General features: G+C 62.2%; 19 protein-coding genes. 8 read left to right on the forward strand and 11 right to left on the reverse strand.

Going from position 1 to position 17,780, the window contains the following annotated elements:
• Positions 1-35: 35 nt before the first annotated feature.
• Entirely contained in the window at positions 36-2,036 is a 2,001-nt protein-coding gene (locus tag EWF95_RS04815) for a glycoside hydrolase family 15 protein (protein WP_142442907.1), read from the reverse strand.
• Between the two features lie 325 nt (positions 2,037-2,361).
• On the opposite strand from EWF95_RS04815, the gene EWF95_RS04820 reads away from it, so the two are divergent.
• The 6 genes from EWF95_RS04820 to EWF95_RS04845 all read left to right on the forward strand — a co-directional run bounded on the left by EWF95_RS04820 (position 2,362) and on the right by EWF95_RS04845 (position 7,167).
• Positions 2,362-3,309, forward strand: coding sequence for a hypothetical protein (locus EWF95_RS04820; RefSeq protein ID WP_142442908.1), 948 nt, complete (start codon positions 2,362-2,364; stop codon positions 3,307-3,309).
• A gap of 76 nt (positions 3,310-3,385) precedes the next feature.
• Entirely contained in the window at positions 3,386-4,717 is a 1,332-nt protein-coding gene (gene glmM / locus EWF95_RS04825) for a phosphoglucosamine mutase (RefSeq protein WP_142442909.1), read from the forward strand.
• A 282-nt stretch (positions 4,718-4,999) separates the two neighbouring features.
• On the forward strand, positions 5,000-5,194 hold the full coding sequence (locus EWF95_RS04830) for a cold-shock protein (protein ID WP_120084710.1): 195 nt from the start codon (positions 5,000-5,002) through the stop codon (positions 5,192-5,194).
• A 138-nt stretch (positions 5,195-5,332) separates the two neighbouring features.
• Positions 5,333-5,809 carry a DUF5793 family protein gene (locus EWF95_RS04835; RefSeq protein ID WP_142442910.1) on the forward strand — a complete coding sequence of 159 codons (477 nt, stop codon included), beginning with the start codon at positions 5,333-5,335 and terminating at the stop codon, positions 5,807-5,809.
• Positions 5,810-5,854: 45 nt separating this feature from the next.
• Positions 5,855-6,490 (forward strand): uracil-DNA glycosylase family protein, encoded by a 636-nt coding sequence (locus tag EWF95_RS04840; RefSeq protein ID WP_142442911.1) that lies wholly within the window; start codon positions 5,855-5,857, stop codon positions 6,488-6,490.
• A gap of 392 nt (positions 6,491-6,882) precedes the next feature.
• A complete protein-coding gene (locus EWF95_RS04845; protein ID WP_142442912.1) occupies positions 6,883-7,167 on the forward strand; it encodes a DNA-directed RNA polymerase subunit L in 285 nt (94 codons plus the stop codon).
• A 6-nt stretch (positions 7,168-7,173) separates the two neighbouring features.
• Here EWF95_RS04845 and hisF read toward each other — a convergent pair whose 3' ends face one another.
• Both hisF and EWF95_RS04855 read right to left on the reverse strand, forming a co-directional pair.
• Entirely contained in the window at positions 7,174-7,989 is an 816-nt protein-coding gene (gene hisF, locus EWF95_RS04850; RefSeq protein WP_142442913.1) for an imidazole glycerol phosphate synthase subunit HisF, read from the reverse strand.
• A gap of 47 nt (positions 7,990-8,036) precedes the next feature.
• On the reverse strand, positions 8,037-8,405 hold the full coding sequence (locus tag EWF95_RS04855; RefSeq protein ID WP_185911695.1) for a DUF7718 family protein: 369 nt from the start codon (positions 8,403-8,405) through the stop codon (positions 8,037-8,039).
• Positions 8,406-8,543: 138 nt separating this feature from the next.
• Here EWF95_RS04855 and EWF95_RS04860 point away from each other — a divergent pair, with 138 nt between their 5' ends.
• Positions 8,544-8,897, forward strand: coding sequence for an HVO_A0114 family putative DNA-binding protein (locus EWF95_RS04860; protein ID WP_246055631.1), 354 nt, complete (start codon positions 8,544-8,546; stop codon positions 8,895-8,897).
• A gap of 53 nt (positions 8,898-8,950) precedes the next feature.
• On the opposite strand, the gene EWF95_RS04865 is transcribed toward EWF95_RS04860, so the two are convergent.
• From EWF95_RS04865 to EWF95_RS04885, 6 genes are all read right to left on the reverse strand, one after another.
• Positions 8,951-9,943: a deoxyhypusine synthase gene (locus EWF95_RS04865; RefSeq protein ID WP_142442915.1), complete on the reverse strand. Its 993-nt coding sequence runs from the start codon at positions 9,941-9,943 to the stop codon at positions 8,951-8,953.
• A gap of 78 nt (positions 9,944-10,021) precedes the next feature.
• Positions 10,022-10,162 carry a hypothetical protein gene (locus EWF95_RS13480; RefSeq protein ID WP_185911696.1) on the reverse strand — a complete coding sequence of 47 codons (141 nt, stop codon included), beginning with the start codon at positions 10,160-10,162 and terminating at the stop codon, positions 10,022-10,024.
• Positions 10,163-10,187: 25 nt separating this feature from the next.
• On the reverse strand, positions 10,188-10,676 hold the full coding sequence (locus EWF95_RS04870) for a type II toxin-antitoxin system death-on-curing family toxin (protein WP_142442916.1): 489 nt from the start codon (positions 10,674-10,676) through the stop codon (positions 10,188-10,190).
• 145 nt (positions 10,677-10,821) lie between these two features.
• Positions 10,822-11,256 carry an HVO_A0114 family putative DNA-binding protein gene (locus EWF95_RS04875; RefSeq protein WP_142442917.1) on the reverse strand — a complete coding sequence of 145 codons (435 nt, stop codon included), beginning with the start codon at positions 11,254-11,256 and terminating at the stop codon, positions 10,822-10,824.
• Positions 11,257-11,274: 18 nt separating this feature from the next.
• The gene (locus EWF95_RS04880; protein WP_142442918.1) at positions 11,275-11,613 is read right to left on the reverse strand and encodes a toxin-antitoxin system TumE family protein; all 339 of its coding nucleotides are present in this window, start codon (positions 11,611-11,613) and stop codon (positions 11,275-11,277) included.
• A gap of 74 nt (positions 11,614-11,687) precedes the next feature.
• On the reverse strand, positions 11,688-13,460 hold the full coding sequence (locus tag EWF95_RS04885; protein ID WP_142442919.1) for a glycoside hydrolase family 13 protein: 1,773 nt from the start codon (positions 13,458-13,460) through the stop codon (positions 11,688-11,690).
• Positions 13,461-13,831: 371 nt separating this feature from the next.
• Here EWF95_RS04885 and EWF95_RS13485 point away from each other — a divergent pair, with 371 nt between their 5' ends.
• Positions 13,832-14,005, forward strand: coding sequence for a DUF7550 family protein (locus EWF95_RS13485; protein ID WP_185911697.1), 174 nt, complete (start codon positions 13,832-13,834; stop codon positions 14,003-14,005).
• Positions 14,006-14,017: 12 nt separating this feature from the next.
• On the opposite strand, the gene EWF95_RS04890 is transcribed toward EWF95_RS13485, so the two are convergent.
• Positions 14,018-15,175, reverse strand: coding sequence for an ABC transporter ATP-binding protein (locus EWF95_RS04890; RefSeq protein WP_221886617.1), 1,158 nt, complete (start codon positions 15,173-15,175; stop codon positions 14,018-14,020).
• A gap of 401 nt (positions 15,176-15,576) precedes the next feature.
• Positions 15,577-17,772, reverse strand: coding sequence for a phosphoribosylformylglycinamidine synthase subunit PurL (purL, locus tag EWF95_RS04895; protein ID WP_142442921.1), 2,196 nt, complete (start codon positions 17,770-17,772; stop codon positions 15,577-15,579).
• Positions 17,773-17,780 lie beyond the last annotated feature (8 nt).

Genomic DNA, 17,780 nt, shown 5'->3' on the forward strand with positions numbered 1-17,780 from the left:
CAATTGTGCTGTATACGCGAAAAGCAGTAGGAGGCTTACTCACCGGGGGCCATGCCGTACGGTTCGCCGCGGCGCATGCTCTCGGCGAGCAGCACGTACGTCGCCTGACTCCAGAGTAGATTCGCGTTCCAGCGCGGCCGACCCGCTCCGTCGACGCGTTCGGGCAGCAGGTTTGCACTCGTCACCCACTCAGGGGCGTGGTGGTAGACAAAATCGGAGACCGCGTCTGTGTCGTGGCCGCTCTGCCAGCGAACCATGTCGGCGTAGGCCTCACAGATTGGCCAGCCGCCGTCCTCATCGACACCGGTCGGCGTGTAGTCGTCGCCGGGATACCGCCCCAGACACGGGCTTCGTTTGGCCCGCCAGGCAGTGTTGTCGGCGTGTTTAACCGTCGACAGCATCGTCTCGTCGTCGGCAGCAACGACGTTCCAGGGCCAGTAGGCCATGAACGCAGCCCCGTCCGGACGCTGATCGGGCGGCGGCGAGTCCGCGTACTCGGGGTTGCTCGCGGTGACATAGTGAGAACCCAACAGTCCGTTTTCCTCGAAACAGTACTCCTTGAAGTTACTCGTCCACGTGTTGGCGCGCTCACGACACCGATCGGCGTAGGCGTCGTCGCCGGCCGCCGAGGCGAGTTCGGCCATCGATCGGAGGCCAGCGATCGCCGCAGCTGACCCCTCGGTGGAGTGGCCCCAGATCTCCTCCCAAGGGTCTTGATGGGCTTTCGGGAACCCGTTTTCCTCCCATGACAGCAGGAAGTCGGCCGCTCGTCGACTCATGTGGTAGTGGGCCTCCAGCAGCGCGTCGTCGCCGGTCTCCTCGTAAAGGAGCCAGTGGGCGTAGATCGGCCCGCCGACCTGATCGAGCTGGAGATCCTGCCAGTGATCGCTTCCGTCGGTATAGTAGTTCTGCCACCACGTGCCGTAGCGGTCGATCCCCCGTTCGTCGGTCGTGTGGCTCGTGATTTGGGCGTGGTTAAGCCAGTCCAAGGCGCGGCGGGCCTCGGGAGTTGCGTCGACCGCCGACAATGCCTGCACCATGATAACGAGATCCCGTGGCCAGATGTGGCGATAGGAGGACTGTTCGGGTTTGAACGCGCCAGCGATAATCCCACCACGGCGATCCTGGGCGCATTTCATACTCATCACCGAGAGTTCGTACAGCTTCCGGGCGGTGGCGTCGTCCGGTGACGACAGTGAGATGTTTTCACACCACGCCTTCCAGAACGCCACGAAAGTGGCTCGTTCGCGCTCGTAGCCAGCATACAGCGGCCAACGGGCATTGTCGACGGCCTCCTGTTCGCTGGTGCCGAACCCGATGCCGGTCGTCCACCGGACGTCGGTGTCCCGTCCGGCGTGGAGCCCGATGGCGGTGTCGACTTTCCCCTCCTTGTGGGTTGTCTCGGTGAGACCGCCGGCTCCGTCGAGATAGAGATCCTGCCACGCGCTGCGGTCGGGCCCCGAGGCGACGCCTTGAACACCGATCCGCTGGCCATCGAAGGTGGTTTGGCCCGTCTCGGGGTTGCGTTGGGCGAGCGCGAGATACCGGTTCCCGTCGTGGGCAACGATGAAATCGTAGCCGGCGGTGTGTCGATACGTTGCCTCTTCGATGTCGTCGCCACTTCGGACATCGTCCATGCCGAGGCTGGCCAGCGTAAACAGCGAGTGACCCCGCTCGTCGGCAAAACGGACGTGGTTGTCGATCAGGAGTGCTGGCGTGTTGGGGCTGACAAGCACTCGTTGATCGAGGGTTGCGGCCTCACCGTCGGGAAACCTGAAACTGTTGTGGATTTCGATTTCGGGAACACGGCTCGAACTGTAACCGACAGTGCTTGCGACAGCGTCGTTACGGACATCCAGCGTCGCGCCCGAGTCGCTTCGACGCAGCAACACGTGCAGGTCGTAGAGCTGTTCGACATCGAGTCGAAACGCCGAAATCTCCTCAATGAGTGCCCCGTTCCACGCCCGGTGGTTGGTTCCGGGGTATTTGTTGACCGCCGCAAGCACATTGCGGCCGCCGCCGAATGGAGCACTCACAATAGCGTCTTTGTCGCTTGGGCGAGGAGCCAATGAACGCTTTGCACCAGTCACTGCCATCTCTCCCAGCGGGCACCATCCAGCCACTTAAAATGGATCATCATCGTTTGCAACACTTGACCACTCAAAAAACGTTCCGGTGAACTATCTTTCTGCTCGTTGACTCTTGTCCATGCTCTTCAGCCACTTTCGCCCATCGTCATCTAGCGATCTTCGACTGTCGACTGACTCCGTGATCGAGCAGCGTCTCTGCTATAACGGCTCAATCATCAGGATAGTGTTATACGGCTCTGATCAGTAGCATGTCCAGACCAGGGGAACGGACATGCCAACCTTATTTTGCCATCACACTCACACCTTGGATTCGAACCACGCCGAACGCGAGGTCAGGGGCCACACGAACGGCATCCACCACGGGGATTACGTGTCGATGGTGGGGGCTGCTCCACCGAACCTCAATCTGATATTCACCCGAACCGAACACTGGCAGGCCACTCCCGCTCGGTTTGACCGGTTGGCCGAGCGTGTCTCCGACCGCGGGGGCTCAGTCGACCGGTTCGACTCCCACGTCGTCTTCACCGTAGCTGGCAGCCGTGGGGCGGTTATCAACGGGATTGAGACCTCTTTGGAGACCGACACCAGCCACGTCACCGTCTGCGGGCTGCCTATCGAGGAGCGTCCAGCCGCCCGAGCCTGCTCGCTTGATGAGCTGTGTGATCTCGGCCGCGAGGCCGCCTGGGTAGCTCCGGCCCACCCGCGGTTTCCGACACTCGGCTTTCCTGATCGGCGACTCCGGGCGTTTCTCGACCGCGTCGACAGCGAACCGTTCGATGTCGCACTCGGTTTCACGACCGGCTATCCGGCCCTGCTGAACGCCCTCGCTCGTGGGAGACACACCGCCACCCCGATCAAGGCCTACGCGCGTGAGTACGATGTTCCGTTGCTGCCGGAGCTGGACTGGCATGCTGCCCTCCCACGAGCCCCATCTGGCTTCGGCGTCGTCAACGACGAGGCGTTTGCCGCTCTTGCTGACGGGCAGATACCGACCGCCCAGCTGCTCGCTGCGAGGCTTCTAAAAACGGGCCGACGGCCCGCCGGTGTGACATGGCCCGATTTCGTTCAGACGTTCCCCGGGGCAGTTCCGGCACCGCTTCGGTCGCGGGTCGGTGGAACAGTGCCAACTGCGGATCGGCTTCAGGCCCTCCGAGATCAAACGATTGGTGCACTGTTCGCCCATCCGTTTTGGAAGACATTCTGTACACCCTCGAAGTGAGATAGTGAGACCGTCACAAACCAACACCAATCAGTCGGATGGGGGTTTATATTCGGTGCCCTCGCGTCATACACCAATGACGCAAAGAGAGTATTTCGGAACCAGTGGTATTAGAGGGCCTGTCGGCACGGCTGTCGACGCCAAGTTGGCTCTCGAAGTCGGCCGCGCGGTGGCAGCCGAGACCGACCGGGTAGTCGTCGGGCGGGACGCCCGCACCAGCGGGCCGATGCTCGTCGGCTCACTGACCGCGGGTCTGATCGAGTGTGGAACCGACGTAGTCGACATCGGCCTCGCGTCGACGCCGACAATTGCCCGGGGGGTCGCCACACAGGACGCCGATGCCGGAATCGCAGTGACTGCCTCGCACAACCCGCCACAAGACAACGGGCTCAAACTCTGGCAACCCTCCGGACAGGCCTTCGACCAGTCCCGGGAAGATCGCCTCGAAGACCGGCTTCGAACGGAAGATTTCGACCGCCAGCCCTGGGACAGCCTCGGGCAACGATCCTCGTGGAGTGGCGCGCAGGCGAGCCATGTCGACGCCATACGCGAGGCCGTGGAGCTTCCCGAATCAGCGTCGCTTTCGGTCGTGGTCGACCTCGGCAACGGGGCTGGTGGCGTCAGCGTCGAAGCCCTCCAAGAGATCGGCTGCTCGGTCGAAACACTCAACGCCCAGCCCGACGGCCGGTTTCCGGGTCGCCCCAGCGAGCCGACCGCTGAGAACTGTTCGACGCTCGCGGCGACTGTCGCGGCGACCGACGCTGATCTTGGGATCGCCCACGATGGAGATGCCGACCGCATGATGGCTGTCACTGGCGATGGCGAGTTCGTTCCCGGAGACGTTTTGTTGGGGCTGTTCGCCCGAAACGCTGCCGGAGCCGGTGACCGTGTTGCAGTCCCCGTCGATACCAGCCTGCTGGTCGCAGATACGCTCGAAGCCGTCGGTGCTGAGGTCGTGTTGACCCGCGTCGGTGACGTGTTCGTGGCCGAACGGGCCAGTGAGGAAGGAGTTGTCTTCGGTGGGGAGCCGAGTGGGGCTTGGATCTTCCCCGAGGATACACTCTGTCCTGACGGGCCGCTGGCGGCCGCGAAGCTGGTCGAGCTTGTCGCCGAGGCAGGCCCGCTCGCCGAGCAGGTCGACAGTATCACGCGGTATCCGACCCGCCGGACGACTCTCGAAATCACCGACAAGACAGCAGTCATGGAGCAAGTCACCGCTGCGGTGACAGCTGAGTACGAGTCGGTCGACACCCTCGATGGCGTCCGAGTCGACCTCGGAGACGCCTGGTTTCTCCTGCGTGCGAGTGGAACCGAGCCGCGTATCCGTGTGACCGCCGAGGCCAGAGATCCACAGCGGGCGGATGCTGTCTTCGAGACCGCCCGCAAGCTGGTCGAAAAACACGTCTGAGCTGCCTGATCTCTCACTGAACGGCTCTGGTGAATCGGTTGAAAGCGTCGGTTTTGACCGTCAGAATAGTGGCATGAAGCGGGCAACCGCGGATGATCCATCTGACGATACACCACCGCCATGTTTTGCTACCAGATCAGACAGCAACCCCTGTATTGGTCGGATACAACATCGGCCGCCAACTGCGGGCCCCAGCGAGACACAGCCGCAGCAACCCGGTCGATCCGAGCTATCATTTCTCATGGGGGATTTACATAGCTCCGGCTCATCCCTTCGAGTGCAATGGCAAACGGTACGGTTGACTTCTTCAACGACACTGGCGGCTACGGCTTCATTGATACTGACGATGCTGACGACGACGTGTTCTTCCACATGGAAGACGTTGGTGGCCCGGATCTCGAAGAGGGCCAGGACGTCGAGTTTGACATCGAAGAGTCCCCGAAGGGTCCGCGAGCGACGAACCTCGAGCGCCTGTAAGGTAGCTCTCCATCGAGCGGCAACGAGCGTCGCGGCATCGACGCGATCCGATTTTTCGGATTTCTCACAGGTATAGCGGTGCGACCGCCCGGAAGGGCGTCAGGTTGATACCCTCGGAAACCGAACTATCGGTACCGAATGCGGCGTGAACACTTCGACCTCGACGTGCGAAACCTCGATTGGGTGGACGCTGACGGCGAGCCCGAGCAGCCGATCGCGCGGATCGACTTCTCCGGGCCGGCCGAGGAGCTGATCGACCGACTGACCGGTGCCGACGGGACAGCCCTCGACAGCGAGGCGATCGATGTCGCCTTCCGGCTCCGAGACCCCTTCGACGACGCCGACGAAACCACCGGCGTCGTCGCCGTCACCAACCGACTAACCGGCGAGTTCATCTTCGAGACCAACGAGGACGCCGAGGATGTCTTTGAGTTTATCCATGCGGCCCGGGAGTACGGCAAATCAACCGACGCGACCGAGAGCCGCTACCGGATCCGGCTCTCGCTTGCCGACGGGAAGACGATGACCTACGACAAGGGAACATTCCTCGTCTACGACGACGAGGGTGAGCTCCTGCGGAGTCAGAGTCTGATCCCCTCCGGCGTCGAGCTGTAGGGACAAACCAATAGACAGTTAGCGGGCTCGCTCCAACGACCGCCTGTGCGAAACGTCACCGACCGGACGAGTAATCCCTTCGGCCTTGATCCACCCTGCGAGCAGTTTGTCCCCGGCTACGGGGATGCGAACGCTGATTTTCACGTGATCGGCGACCATCCAGGGAGCCACGGCGGGGTCGACACCGGCGTTCCGTTTACCGAGACGGCGGGTTCCAAGGCCCTCCAATCGGTGTTGCAGGCCAGCGGGCTGCTTGCGACGACCGGCGATCGGCCGACGGTCAACGCAACGTATCTCTCCTATCTCCATCTCTGTGTCCCCCCGGCCGACCGCGAGCCGACCGACGACGAGTACGCCGACATGGAGCCGTTTTTCGATGCCGAGCTGCGGGCGATCGCCGCTCACGTGCTGTTGCCGGTCGGCGAGCACGCGACCCGACACATCTTCGAAACCTGTACCGCCCGCCCGTGGACGCCGACAACTGAGATGGCCGACCTCCATGCGACGGAGATCCGCGGCAGCGGCTGGCTTGTGGTGCCGATCGCCGAACCCGCCGACTGGGGGGCCGACGACGCCGCGGCGTTGGAAGCCGCACTGAAGCAGCTGCAAGCGACAGACTTCCGTCGGGAGAGTGATCTCGGTCGGTTCATCGCCGGAAGCGATCCCTACTACGTGCGGTAGTCGGCGGACGAACGGTCGTTGTAGGGGGCCCAAATACAATGATTGACTATATATAGGTATTTTAGTTTCTTTTCACACAGAGTTGCGCACCGAGCTGGCGATATTTATCCCGTCAAAAGCCTTTTTCCGCCCATCCGTACAATCATTTTTCGGCGAACTGGCGTTGACGCGTCAGTGTCGCCGACACGCTGTGGACTAGTGCTCCCACAGTGGCTTGGTCAGTCAGACGGCCCCTTGTGGGCCGTTTTTACCGGGTCGCTTGTGGGGTTGGTGTTGACGAACCACGCTGGTGGGGTTGGTGTCGACAACCCGCAACCGATCGCCCGCTCGGCGCGGGAGGTGCTCGTTTTCGACAACGAAAGCGTAAAACGGTGACCGCCCAAACGACGCGCATGGAACTGCGTGTTATCGAGAAAACCGACACGGAGCTGCGGATCGAGATCGCCGGCGAGGGCCATACATTCATGAACGTCCTGAAGGGCGAACTCCTTGAGACCGATGGCGTCGCCGCGGCGACCTACAACATGAACCCCGAACAGTCTGGCGGCCAGACCGAACCCGTACTGTCGATCACGACCGAAGACGACCGCGACCCGCTGGACGCCTTGGCCGACGGCGCGACCGCGGTTCGGGAGACAACCGACGCGTTCAAAGACGCCTTCGAGGCGGCGGCGTAACAGAAACTACTGCCGGATTGGAAGTCCTTTGTCGGCGAGATACGCCTTTGTGTCGGCGATGCTGTACTCATCAAAGTGGAAGATCGAGGCCGCCAGCCCGGCGTCCGCGCCGGCCTCGACGAAGACTTCTTCCATATCCTCCGGGCCGCCGCAGCCCGAGGAGGCGATCACCGGCGTCGAGACGTTGTCGCAAACGGCCTTCGTCAGCGGGATATCGTAGCCGTCCTTGGTGCCGTCAGCATCGATGGAGTTGACGAACAGCTCGCCCGCACCGCGCTGTTCGGCCTCTTTCGCCCACGAGATCACATCGCGGCCGGTGCCCTCGCGGCCACCTTTGACGGTGCATTCGAACCAGACCTCCTCGCCATCGACGGTGACGTAATGCTCGCCCTCGTCGTCGGAGCGGCGGCGAGCGTCGACGGAGATGACGATACACTGGCTGCCGAAGGCCTCCGCACCCTCGGTGATGAGTTCCGGGCGTTCGAGCGCGCCGGTGTTGATCGAGACTTTGTCCGCCCCAGCGCGCAGCGTTTCCTTGATGTCGTCTTTCGTTCGAATTCCCCCACCGACAGTAAGCGGGATGAAACACTCGTCGGCGACCGCCGAGACCGTTTCAAGCATGGTTTCCCGGCCCTCGGCGGAGGCGGTGATATCGAGGAAGGCGAACTCGTCGGCCCCGGATTCGTTGTAGGCTTTCGCCATCTCGACGGGGTCGCCGGTATACTTCAGATCCTCGAAGTTGACCCCAGTGTAGACCGCGGCGTTGCCGTCGTCGTCGAGGTCGACGTCGATACAGGGAATGATTCGTTTTGTGAGCGTCATCTGATATCTGTCTGTACACAACTCCGGGGTTTCACCGTTTCGACCGGTCAGCTATTCGCCCCATCTGCTCGCAATTTACTGCCATGGTTATCACAATACTGTCGGGCGAACCGCTGCCAGTTCGCTTTGAGATGCGCCTCGGCGTCAACCCAGTCGTCGATCCCCGTGTCGAATTGCTTGATGTCGGCACCCAGTTCGCGGTAGTAGCGGTCGATATGGATCCGGCCCGCGTCGTGCGGTGCGGTGTCGATCTTCGCTACTTCGATACGGCGTCCGTCTCGGCGTCGAAAAAAGAGGATTACCGCAAACGACTCGACAGTGTTGAGACTGGGGTCGGCACGAACGCCGATACTGAACACGCGTCCCCGAATCTTCGGTGCCAGATTGTAGGTGTAGGCGAACTCCGAGTACGACATCGGTTCCACCGATTCCCCACGAACTCTGCGCTGGATGGGTGATAAAACTCCGCCCGATACCGCGCGAGCAGCGGTCAAAGCGATTCACACGAAGGTTTATACAATTGAGGTTGTAACTCAATAGTACGAGAAACAACAATGGCACAGCGAACCCCCGACTTCCAACCGAGCGACGAGGAACGGGTCGAGCGTCGATCCGCGATGGCCCGCGCGCTCGCACGCGGCGGGATGGAGGGCGCACACGTCATCAGCATCGAAACAGCCCGTGAGGTGTTGACGCCAAAGCGGTTCGAGATCATCGACTATCTCCGCGATGGCGATGCTGTCGACTCGGTCAAATCGCTGGCCGATCGGCTCAACCGCGATCACGGACAGGTGAGCCGCGACCTGGGTGTTCTCGCTGAACACGGGATTATCGAGTACGACACGGATGGTCGGGCCAAACAGCCGAAACTGGCGGCGGAGCATCTGGTCGTCGAACCGCTCGTCTGACCCGCGCGGCAGTATTGGTTGTCTGAACTGCTCGCCAAAATCGCCCGCTCGCGTTAGTCGTCGCGGTTGTGGAACGCCGCGGCCGCCAGCAGCGGGAACACCAGCGTCGCCTCGGCTTCGATCTGGGTGTAGTTTGTCTCCTGTTCCTTGATCTTCCCCCAGGAGACGGCTTCGTCCGGCGGCGCGCCCGACAGCGAGCCGTCGCCCTCCATCCCCGTCGAGATGTAGACCACGTAGTCCGCGCCGCCGCGGAAGAGGTTCGTCATGATCGCGTGGTGTTTTGGGACGCCGTCGCCAACGGCGATCAGGCCGGTCGTGTCGGCCAGCAGGCCCTGCTCGATGAGCTTGTCGTAGTCGTCGAGGATCTCGATGCCGATGTCGACATCGTTGGCCTGCTTGTAGTAGTAGAGGAAGTTGCCGACCTCGGCGTCGGTCAGCGCGGGACAGTAGACGGGCACATCGTGGTCGGCGGCCTGTTTCAGCACCGAATCCTCGTCGTCGAGCCGCTCGCCCAGCTCGCGGGCGAACTCGGTCGGCGTGCGCACCTGCTCGTCGGCGAAGAAGTCATCAAAGAAATCATACAGGTACTGTTCGAGCCAGACGTAGCGATCCGAGGGGACGTAGAGGTTGCCCAAGCGGTTGATCCCCTGTTCGCGGAGTTCGGCCTCGTCGGCCTCCCACTCGCCCATCTTGAACGGGCGGGCGCTCTTGATCACGTCCTCGGTCAGCGAGCCGGAGGTCGTGATCAACACGTCGACGTAGCCCTCGCGGATCAGCGAGGCGACGACCTCGCGCAGCCCCGAGGAGATAATGTTGGAGGTGCAGGTGAGGTAGATCGTCGCGTCGTCGTCCTGCATCTTCTTGCTGATCTCGATGCCCTCCGCGAGATGGGTCGCCTGAAAGCCGGTCGTCGCGTAGCTGTCCAGTAGGTCGTCGAAATCGAACTCGCCGCGGAAATCGTAGCCGCGCACGTCGGCGGTGTCGGGCTCGTTGTCGCTGCCCGGCACGACGTGGTCGTGGGTTTCCTCCGCTGTGTCGTTGCTCATGGGTGAGCGTTGGGCTACGGGGGTTTGAACGAATCGGGTTCGAGCGATGAATACCACTCGCGCGGCGAAAAACAGCAGCTACTCGTCTTCGAGAGCGTCGTAGATGTCTCGGTTCGCTTCCCGGTCAGCCGCCGCAACTCGCTGGACGAGTTCGTGGCGAATATCGTCCATCACCTCCTCAAGCGGCGACGACGGTTCTGCGGGATCGTCAGTTGACATAGCTAAAATACCGCGTTGGGTGCTGTTAATCGTTCGGGTCAGATGAGCCACCGGTCAGTTGATCGATCCCGTACTCAATGAGATCGTCTCGCCAGTCTGCGATCTCGCCGCCCAAATCCAGTTGTTCAGTGTGAGACCGGAGATAGCTGATCGTTTCCTCCTCATCGACAGCCTGTTCATCGGTTCCGAACCGTTTCAGAATCGTTCTAACTTCCGCATCGTAGGCAAATCGGTATCCGTTGATGAAATAGAACACGACAGTCGTGTTCAGCGCGGTGCGCTTGTTACCATCGACGAACGGGTGATTAGCGACCAGCAGCCGCATGAGATGAAATGACTTCTCGTGAATCGTCTCCGGCGAGGTGTCGAAATGGCCGTCCTCAATGTAGTTCAGCGCGAACTCGATGTCGCCACGGGCCTGAATACCCGCATGCGTATCCGCATATTCGGTAACGATGGCGTCGTGGATAGCGACCACATCAGCAACTGAGGGATACCACACCGAGGCGGACATTTAGTATCTCATCTCTGGGGAGTCCGTGTAACGTTTGCTGTGCCAGCACCGACGAAACGGTGACACAATAGCGACGACGACTGCCTACTCCAGCCAGTAAAGCCGCCCTCCCTACGGCCGCAGATTGAAGGCTTCGGCAATTCTCCTATGGCTCTGCGTGGGCAGTATCCCGAGTCCCGTCGTGATCGAACGGGAGACTGATCAGGATTTCCTCGTAGGGAAAGGTCGGCTGTTTCGCCCGCCCGCTCGTCTCGAAGTGAATCACGCCGAGCCGTTCGAGTTCGGAGAGTTCCTCGTGGACGTTTTTCACGTCGCGGTCGACGAGCCGCGCGGTCTCACGGATGCTCTCGGGGGCGGCGTCGGCGATGGTTTCGAGCAACGCCATCGTGCGCGGATTGAACGTCTCGAACAGCAGGTCGGAACTCTCGAAGGCGAACCTGTCGGGGTCGTCGACTCCGTCGCCACGGCGCAGCCGCTCGATTGCCTCGCGGCCGTCGCGGTAGAGGTCGTCGTCGGACTGTACCGTGACGAGCAGCGTGTCGGCCGTCGTGGTGTCGTCGAAAGCGTCGGATAGTGTCATGGTATCACCGTTGGAACCTCACGGATCGATTCGGGCTTTCGGGATTTCGTTCCAGAACCGGTCGTACAGTTCGACCATGCCGGGAAACTGGATCGTCGTTGGCGCGGGATCGGGCGCAACGTGGAGTTCGTGGCCCTTGGTGTCCTCGTGGGCGTTATCGTACCGCCGGATCGTTCCGTCGTCGAGCGTTGGCCCATCGATGGCATCGGTAGCGACCGCACCGTAGTGGAGCGCATATCGCCACCCCGAAGGGTACGCGTCGGCCGCAGTTCGGCGGATCATCAGCCGGATGAACGTCCCGTCTGCGTACCGCTTTCGGAATGTGAACCCATCTAACTCGTCGTCCGTGAGGCCCATCCTCGACTGTTGGTTTGTGAGCCATCAGTGTAAATTTGTTGGTTCGCTCACCAACAGTCGCCGCAGGCTGCGCGTTATTTCAGCCGATAGATCCGCGCTTCCCACGGCCGCAGATCAAAGGCTTCGGCGTCGACATCGGTCGCGCGCTCGTCGGCCCCGTAGTTACACAACAGGAGTTCGGCCTCCATGTCGTGGGGGTTGAAATCGACCTCGTACTCCGGAATCCAGGTGTGGCTCTCCCACTCGGCGAAGTTGAGCGTGACCAGCAGTCGCTCATCGCCCAGCGTGCGCACGTACGACCAGACCTCCTCGTGGTCGTTGATCAGCACCTCGTAGTCGCCGTAGACCATCACGTCGCTCACGTCGCTGTCCTTCCGAAGCTCCATCAGCTCGCGGTAGTAGTGCCAGATCGAATCCTCGTCGTCGCGGGCGGCTTCGACGTTGATCTCGTCGTGGTTCGGGTTGACGCCGATCCACGGCTCGCCGTCGGTGAAGCCGGCGTGCTCGCTGTCGTCCCACTGCATCGGCGTCCGGGCGTTGTCGCGGCTGTTGTGCCGCAGGCCGTGTTTGATGTCGTCGAAATTATCGATCTCGCCGCTTTCGAGGGCGTTCCGAACGGGGTTAATCGTCTCCACATCGCGGAACTCATCCAGCGAATCGAAGGGGTAGTTCGTCATACCGATCTCCGCGCCCTGGAAGATGTACGGCGTCCCCCGAAGCGTGAAGATCAGCGTCGCCAGCAGTTTCGCGGACTCCTCGCGGTACTCGTCGTCGTTGCCGAACCGCGAAACGAGTCGCGGCTGGTCGTGATTGCTGAGGTAGATGCTGTTCCAGCCGTCGTCGGCCAGCCCGTACTGCCAGCGATTAAACGAGTCCCGCAGGTCGTTGAGCGTCCACTCGTTGGTCTCCCAGATCTTCCCACCGTGATCGAGCAGGACGTGGTCGAAGTGGAACAACGTCGACAGGGGCCCGTCGCGGCCGACGTAGTCGATGGCGGTCTCCATATCCATCCGGCCCATCATCTCGCCGAGGGCGAACACGTCCTGATCCGCCAGCACGCGGTCGTGCATGGTGTCGAGGAACTCCTGCATCCGCGGGCCGTCAAAGGTCTCCCAGACCTGCGTGCTGTTCTGTGGTGGATCGTGTTTGGTGACCGAGTCGGGTTTCGACAACAGATTGATCACGTCCATTCGGAAGCCATCGATCCCTTTGTCGAGCCACCACTCCATCATCTCGAAGATCTCGTCGCGCACCTCGGGGTTCTCCCAGTTCAGGTCGGGCTGTTTCTCGTCGAACAGGTGGAGATACCATTTGCCGACCTCTTCGTCGTAGGCCCACGCGGGGCCGCCGAAGAAGGACTCCCACTGGTTCGGTGGGGCCTCGTCCTCGGGACCGAGATGGCCGGTGAAGCCGTCGATGTCGGTGCGGCCGTTTTTCCAGATGTAGTAGTCGTGGTACTCGCTGTCGGGATCGCGGGCGTTGACGAACCACTCGTGTTCGTCGGAGGTGTGGTTGACCACGAGATCCATGATGAGCTTGATACCTCGATCATGCAGGCCATCGAGGAGTTCCTCCCAGTCCTCCATGGTGCCAAACTCGTCCATGATCGACTGGTAGTCGGCGATGTCGTACCCGTTGTCGGCGTTCGGTGACTCATAGACCGGGTTGAGCCAGATGATGTCGACGCCGAGATCGTCAAGATAGTCGAGTTTCTCGATGATCCCCGGGATGTCGCCGACGCCGTCATCGTTGGTATCGTTGAAGCTGCGTGGGTATATCTGGTAAATTACCGACTCTTTCCACCACGCACGGTCAATAAGCTGTTCGTCAGCGGTCGGTTCTGTCATATCTCACCTTGTTCGTCCGACTGCGTTAATACCTATGCTTCCGGCGACTGTAGCGATCAGATACAGCGAAGTCGTTACAGACGGGAAGCAGGTATTGAAAGCCCTCGGCTCTCTCGGCTCCCGCGGCTCGCTGCGCTCCTCACTCGCTTCGCTCGTTACGGTGCTTGCGTCGCCGGGGTTCGCCGGGAGAGCCTCGCCCTTTCAGTCTACCAGAAGCGGAGCTTCTGGTCGCCCGAAAATCTTCGATTTTCGCAGGCCGCCAGGTCGTGGTCTAGTCGGCCGGGCGACTCACCTTCTTGGCTGGTCGTATCGAAATACCGCCCTCGTAGCGATGCGTGTGTTTTAGTACAATAGTGGCTAACAGTGAGCTAATGACCGCACACGACCACGAGGATGAGGATCCGTTCGACCGACACGAGGAGGGGACTGCAAACCGTGTCACCGCCCCGATGCAGGCGTTTACCCGCCAGCAGGCGACGACCGGCGGGCTCATTCTGCTTGTTGGCCTGCTCGTCGTCTTTGGGCTCCCGCTGATCGCGCTGTGAGCCGCCTGCCAGCTACAGACTCTCGGTGAACGAACAGAAGTCGCCGTTTTCGGAGACCGAACAGCTCTGCTCGCCGTCGACACCGGGGCGTGGATACCACGCCAGCGGGTGGTCGGCAACGAGATCGACGGTCACGCGCTCGCCGAGTTCGAAATCCTCGACGTGGTTGTGCAGACAGTGGATCGTATCGCCGCTGTCGAGTTCGACCCGGTAGATGAACGATGGGCCGACGTACTGCCGGGAGACGACCTCGCCGTCGGTCTGTTCCTCGTGGGCCCGACCCGCCCGCAGGTCGTCAGGCCGCACAAGCACGTCGACAGCGATCCCCTCGTACTCGGCGGCGTAACCGTCGAGCGTTCGGGCATCGAAGCCACCGATCCCGGTTTTGACGGTGTCGTCGTGGACGTACGCCGTCAGGAAGCTCGCCCGCCCGAGGAAGGAGGCCACAAACCGGGATTTCGGCTGCTCGAAGACCCGCTCGGGCCGACCAAGCTGTTCGATCTCGCCGTCGTTCATCACGGCGACGCGATCGGAGATCGAAAGCGCCTCTTCTTGATCGTGGGTCACGGAGATCGCGGTGACGCCGGCTTCCTTGAGGATCGACCGCACCTCCTCGCGCATCTCGACCCGCAGCCGAACGTCGAGATTGGAGAACGGCTCATCAAGCAGCAGTACCTCGGGTTTGGGTGCGAGCGATCGGGCGAGGGCGATCCGCTGTTTCTGCCCACCCGAGAGCTGATCGGGTGTTTTGTCGCCGTGATCCGGCATATCAACGAGCGCAAGCAGCTCGTCGACACGAGCCTCGGTGTCGACAGTCTCGATCTCCCGCAGCCCGAAGGCGATGTTGTCTCGCACCGAGAGATGCGGAAACAGCGCGAAATCCTGAAAGACGATCCCCACATCCCGTTCCTCGGGATCGGTCGCCTCGGCCGACGTTGCTACGAGATCGTCGTTGAGCGTGATCTCCCCGCCGGTCGGCGTTTCGAGGCCGGCCAGCAGCCGGAGCGTCGTCGTCTTCCCGCAGCCGGAGGGGCCGAGCAGCGTCAGGAGTTCGCCGCGTTCGACCGACAGGGAGATCTCGTTGACGGCGGTCTCCTTGCTGAACTCCTTGGTGACCCCATCGAGTTCGAGAATCGGGTCGTCGACGGTCGATTCCGACTCATTCTGCATCGTCGGATGCTCGGCGTCCTGTGCGACCGCGCCGTGCATGAGTGAGTTGTTTGCCATAGCGATCCGAAATGAAGCAACGCCACAGCCAGCGACGACGGTCGCCGGTGGCCGTGGCGGCTTCGTTCTTGCTGTCACACTACTTTAGGATCTCCTAAAAACATGTCGGCTTCCGTCCCACCAGCCACACCAACAGTGTCTTTACCAGCTGTCGCCTCACTTGCGGTGAAGCAACGGGGTGTCGACGTAGGATACCGACACCCTCGCGCTTCAACCCTAAACCCGTGAGCGACAGCCATCGGCGGCTAGATTACATTTGCGGGGTCGAAATGAAACTACGGCACCCGCCAGCCATCGCTACTTACATTCGCCGTCAAGAATAGAAGCGACAGCGAGAGAGGCTGTTATTCCAGCGTCTCTGGGATCACGTCTCGTAGCTCAGCGACCGCCTCGGCACCGAGTTTGACCGTTTCGTCGCCGACCGTCAGCGACAACTCGCCGTCAGCGGTCGCTTCGCCGAGCGATTCGACAGCTGCGACGCCATCGAAGGCCTCCCGCACACTCTCAGGATCGGTCGTCTCAACCACGACCCGGCCGGGCGTCTCGTCGAACAGCGCGACCGCGTCGTCGACAGCAACGTCGGCACCGGCGTCGGCCGTCAGCAACTCCGCCAGCGTGACCGCCAGCCCGCCGTGGCTCACGTCGTGGGTCGCCAGCGTCGACTCGGCGCGGGCGACCTCGGCGATCGTGGCGACGAGGTCGGCGGGGTTCTCCGGCAGCGTCGGGAAGGCGTCACTACCGCCGGCAGCGTTGAGATACTCAGAACCGCCGAGGGAGTCGCCGGCGTCGCCGACGAGCAGTAGCTCGCCCTCGCCGCTGAGCGCGGCCGGCGGCGCGTCGTAGCCGGCTTTCGTGCCGACCATCGCCAGCGTCGGCGTCGGTGGGATGGGGCCGGCCTCCGAGTCGTTGTACAGCGAGACGTTGCCGCCGACCACCGGCGTCGAGAGATCCGAACACATCTCGGCGAGGCCGTCGACGATCCCTTTGAAGCCGCCGTACACGTCAGGTTTCTCGGGGTTGCCGCCGTTGAGACAGTCGACCGCTGCGAGCGGGACAGCCCCTTTGGCGGCGATGTTGGTCGCGTTTTCGAGGGCGACCGCCCGCGCGCCGCCGTGAGGGTCGGCACTCGTCCAGTTCGGGTTCGCCCCCGACGAGATGGCGAGGCCGGTTCCCGAGCCGTCGGCGTCGCGGTCGGCCCTGTCGCCGCCCGTCTCACGAATCGCCATGATCGCCGCGTCGTCTCCGGGTTTCATCGCGGTTCGGACGCCGACCTCGTGGTCGTACTGTCGGTACACCCACCGTTTTGAGGCGGTGTTAGGGTTCGAGATAACGGACTCGACAGCCTCGTTGAGATCGGCGTCCGGCAGATCGCGCTCGGCGGGTTCGGGGTCGACAGCGTCGAGATCGTTCATCGGCGCGCCCTCCGCGAGGAATTCGGGATCGACATCGACGACGACCTCGTCTTCGAAGGTGCAGGTGTAGTTACCCTCGCTGACCTCGCCGATCACCGAACAGCCAAGATCGAACCGCTCGGCGATCTCCGCCACGCGGTCGACGTCCTCGGGGGTGACCTCGTAGCACATCCGCTCTTGGGATTCGGCGAGCAGGATTTCGAGTGCGTTCATGTTGGGTTCGCGCTGGTGGACGCGATCCAACTCGATCTCCGCCCCAAAACCGCCCTTGGCGACGAGTTCGGAGGACGCGCCGCCGAGACCAGCCGCGCCGAGGTCGCGGGCTGACTGAACGAGGTTCTCGTCGATCAGCGTCTCGCTGGCCTCGATAAGCAGCTTTTCGCTGTAGGGGTCGCCGACCTGTACCGCGGGCCGATCCTCGGTTTCGGCATCCTCGTCAAGGTCTTCGCTGGCAAACGACGCGCCGCCGAGGCCGTCGCGGCCGGTCGCGTTGCCGAACAGCACGAGTTTGTTGCCGGCCTGCTGGGCTTCGGCCGTCACGAGTCGCTCCTCGTCGGTCAGGCCGACACAGGCAACGTTGACGAGTGGGTTGCCCTCGTAGTCGGCGTGAAAATCGACGCTGCCGGCGACCGTCGGGACGCCGATCGAGTTGCCGTAGTCGCTGATCCCCTCGACGACACCCTCGAACAGATATTGGGAGTGTTCGCGCTCGAAATCGCCGAAATAGAGGCTGTCGGCCAAGGCGATCGGATAGGCACCCATCGAGAGCGTATCGCGGACGATGCCGCCGACGCCGGTGGCCGCGCCGTCGTAGGGATCGACGTAGCTCGGGTGGTTGTGGCTCTCGATGCCCAGCGTGATGTAGGTCTCGCTGTACTCGTCGGGATCGCGCTCGGCCGCAGGCGTGTCGGCGGCCGCGGGTTCGGGGACGGCGATGACCGCGGCGTCGTCGCCGGGGCCGATAACGACCTGCTCGCCCGCGCTGTGAAATGCACCGAGGAGCGGCCGCGAGGAGCGATAGGCACAGTGTTCGCTCCAGAGATTTTCGAAGAGGTTCGCCTCGGCGGGCGTGGGCTCGCGGCCGAGCTCGGCGGTGATCAACTCGCGGTCGGACTCCGGGAGACTCATTTGGGCTC

The organism is Halonotius roseus (assembly GCF_006861655.1).
In the GTDB taxonomy this organism is placed as follows: domain Archaea; phylum Halobacteriota; class Halobacteria; order Halobacteriales; family Haloferacaceae; genus Halonotius; species Halonotius roseus.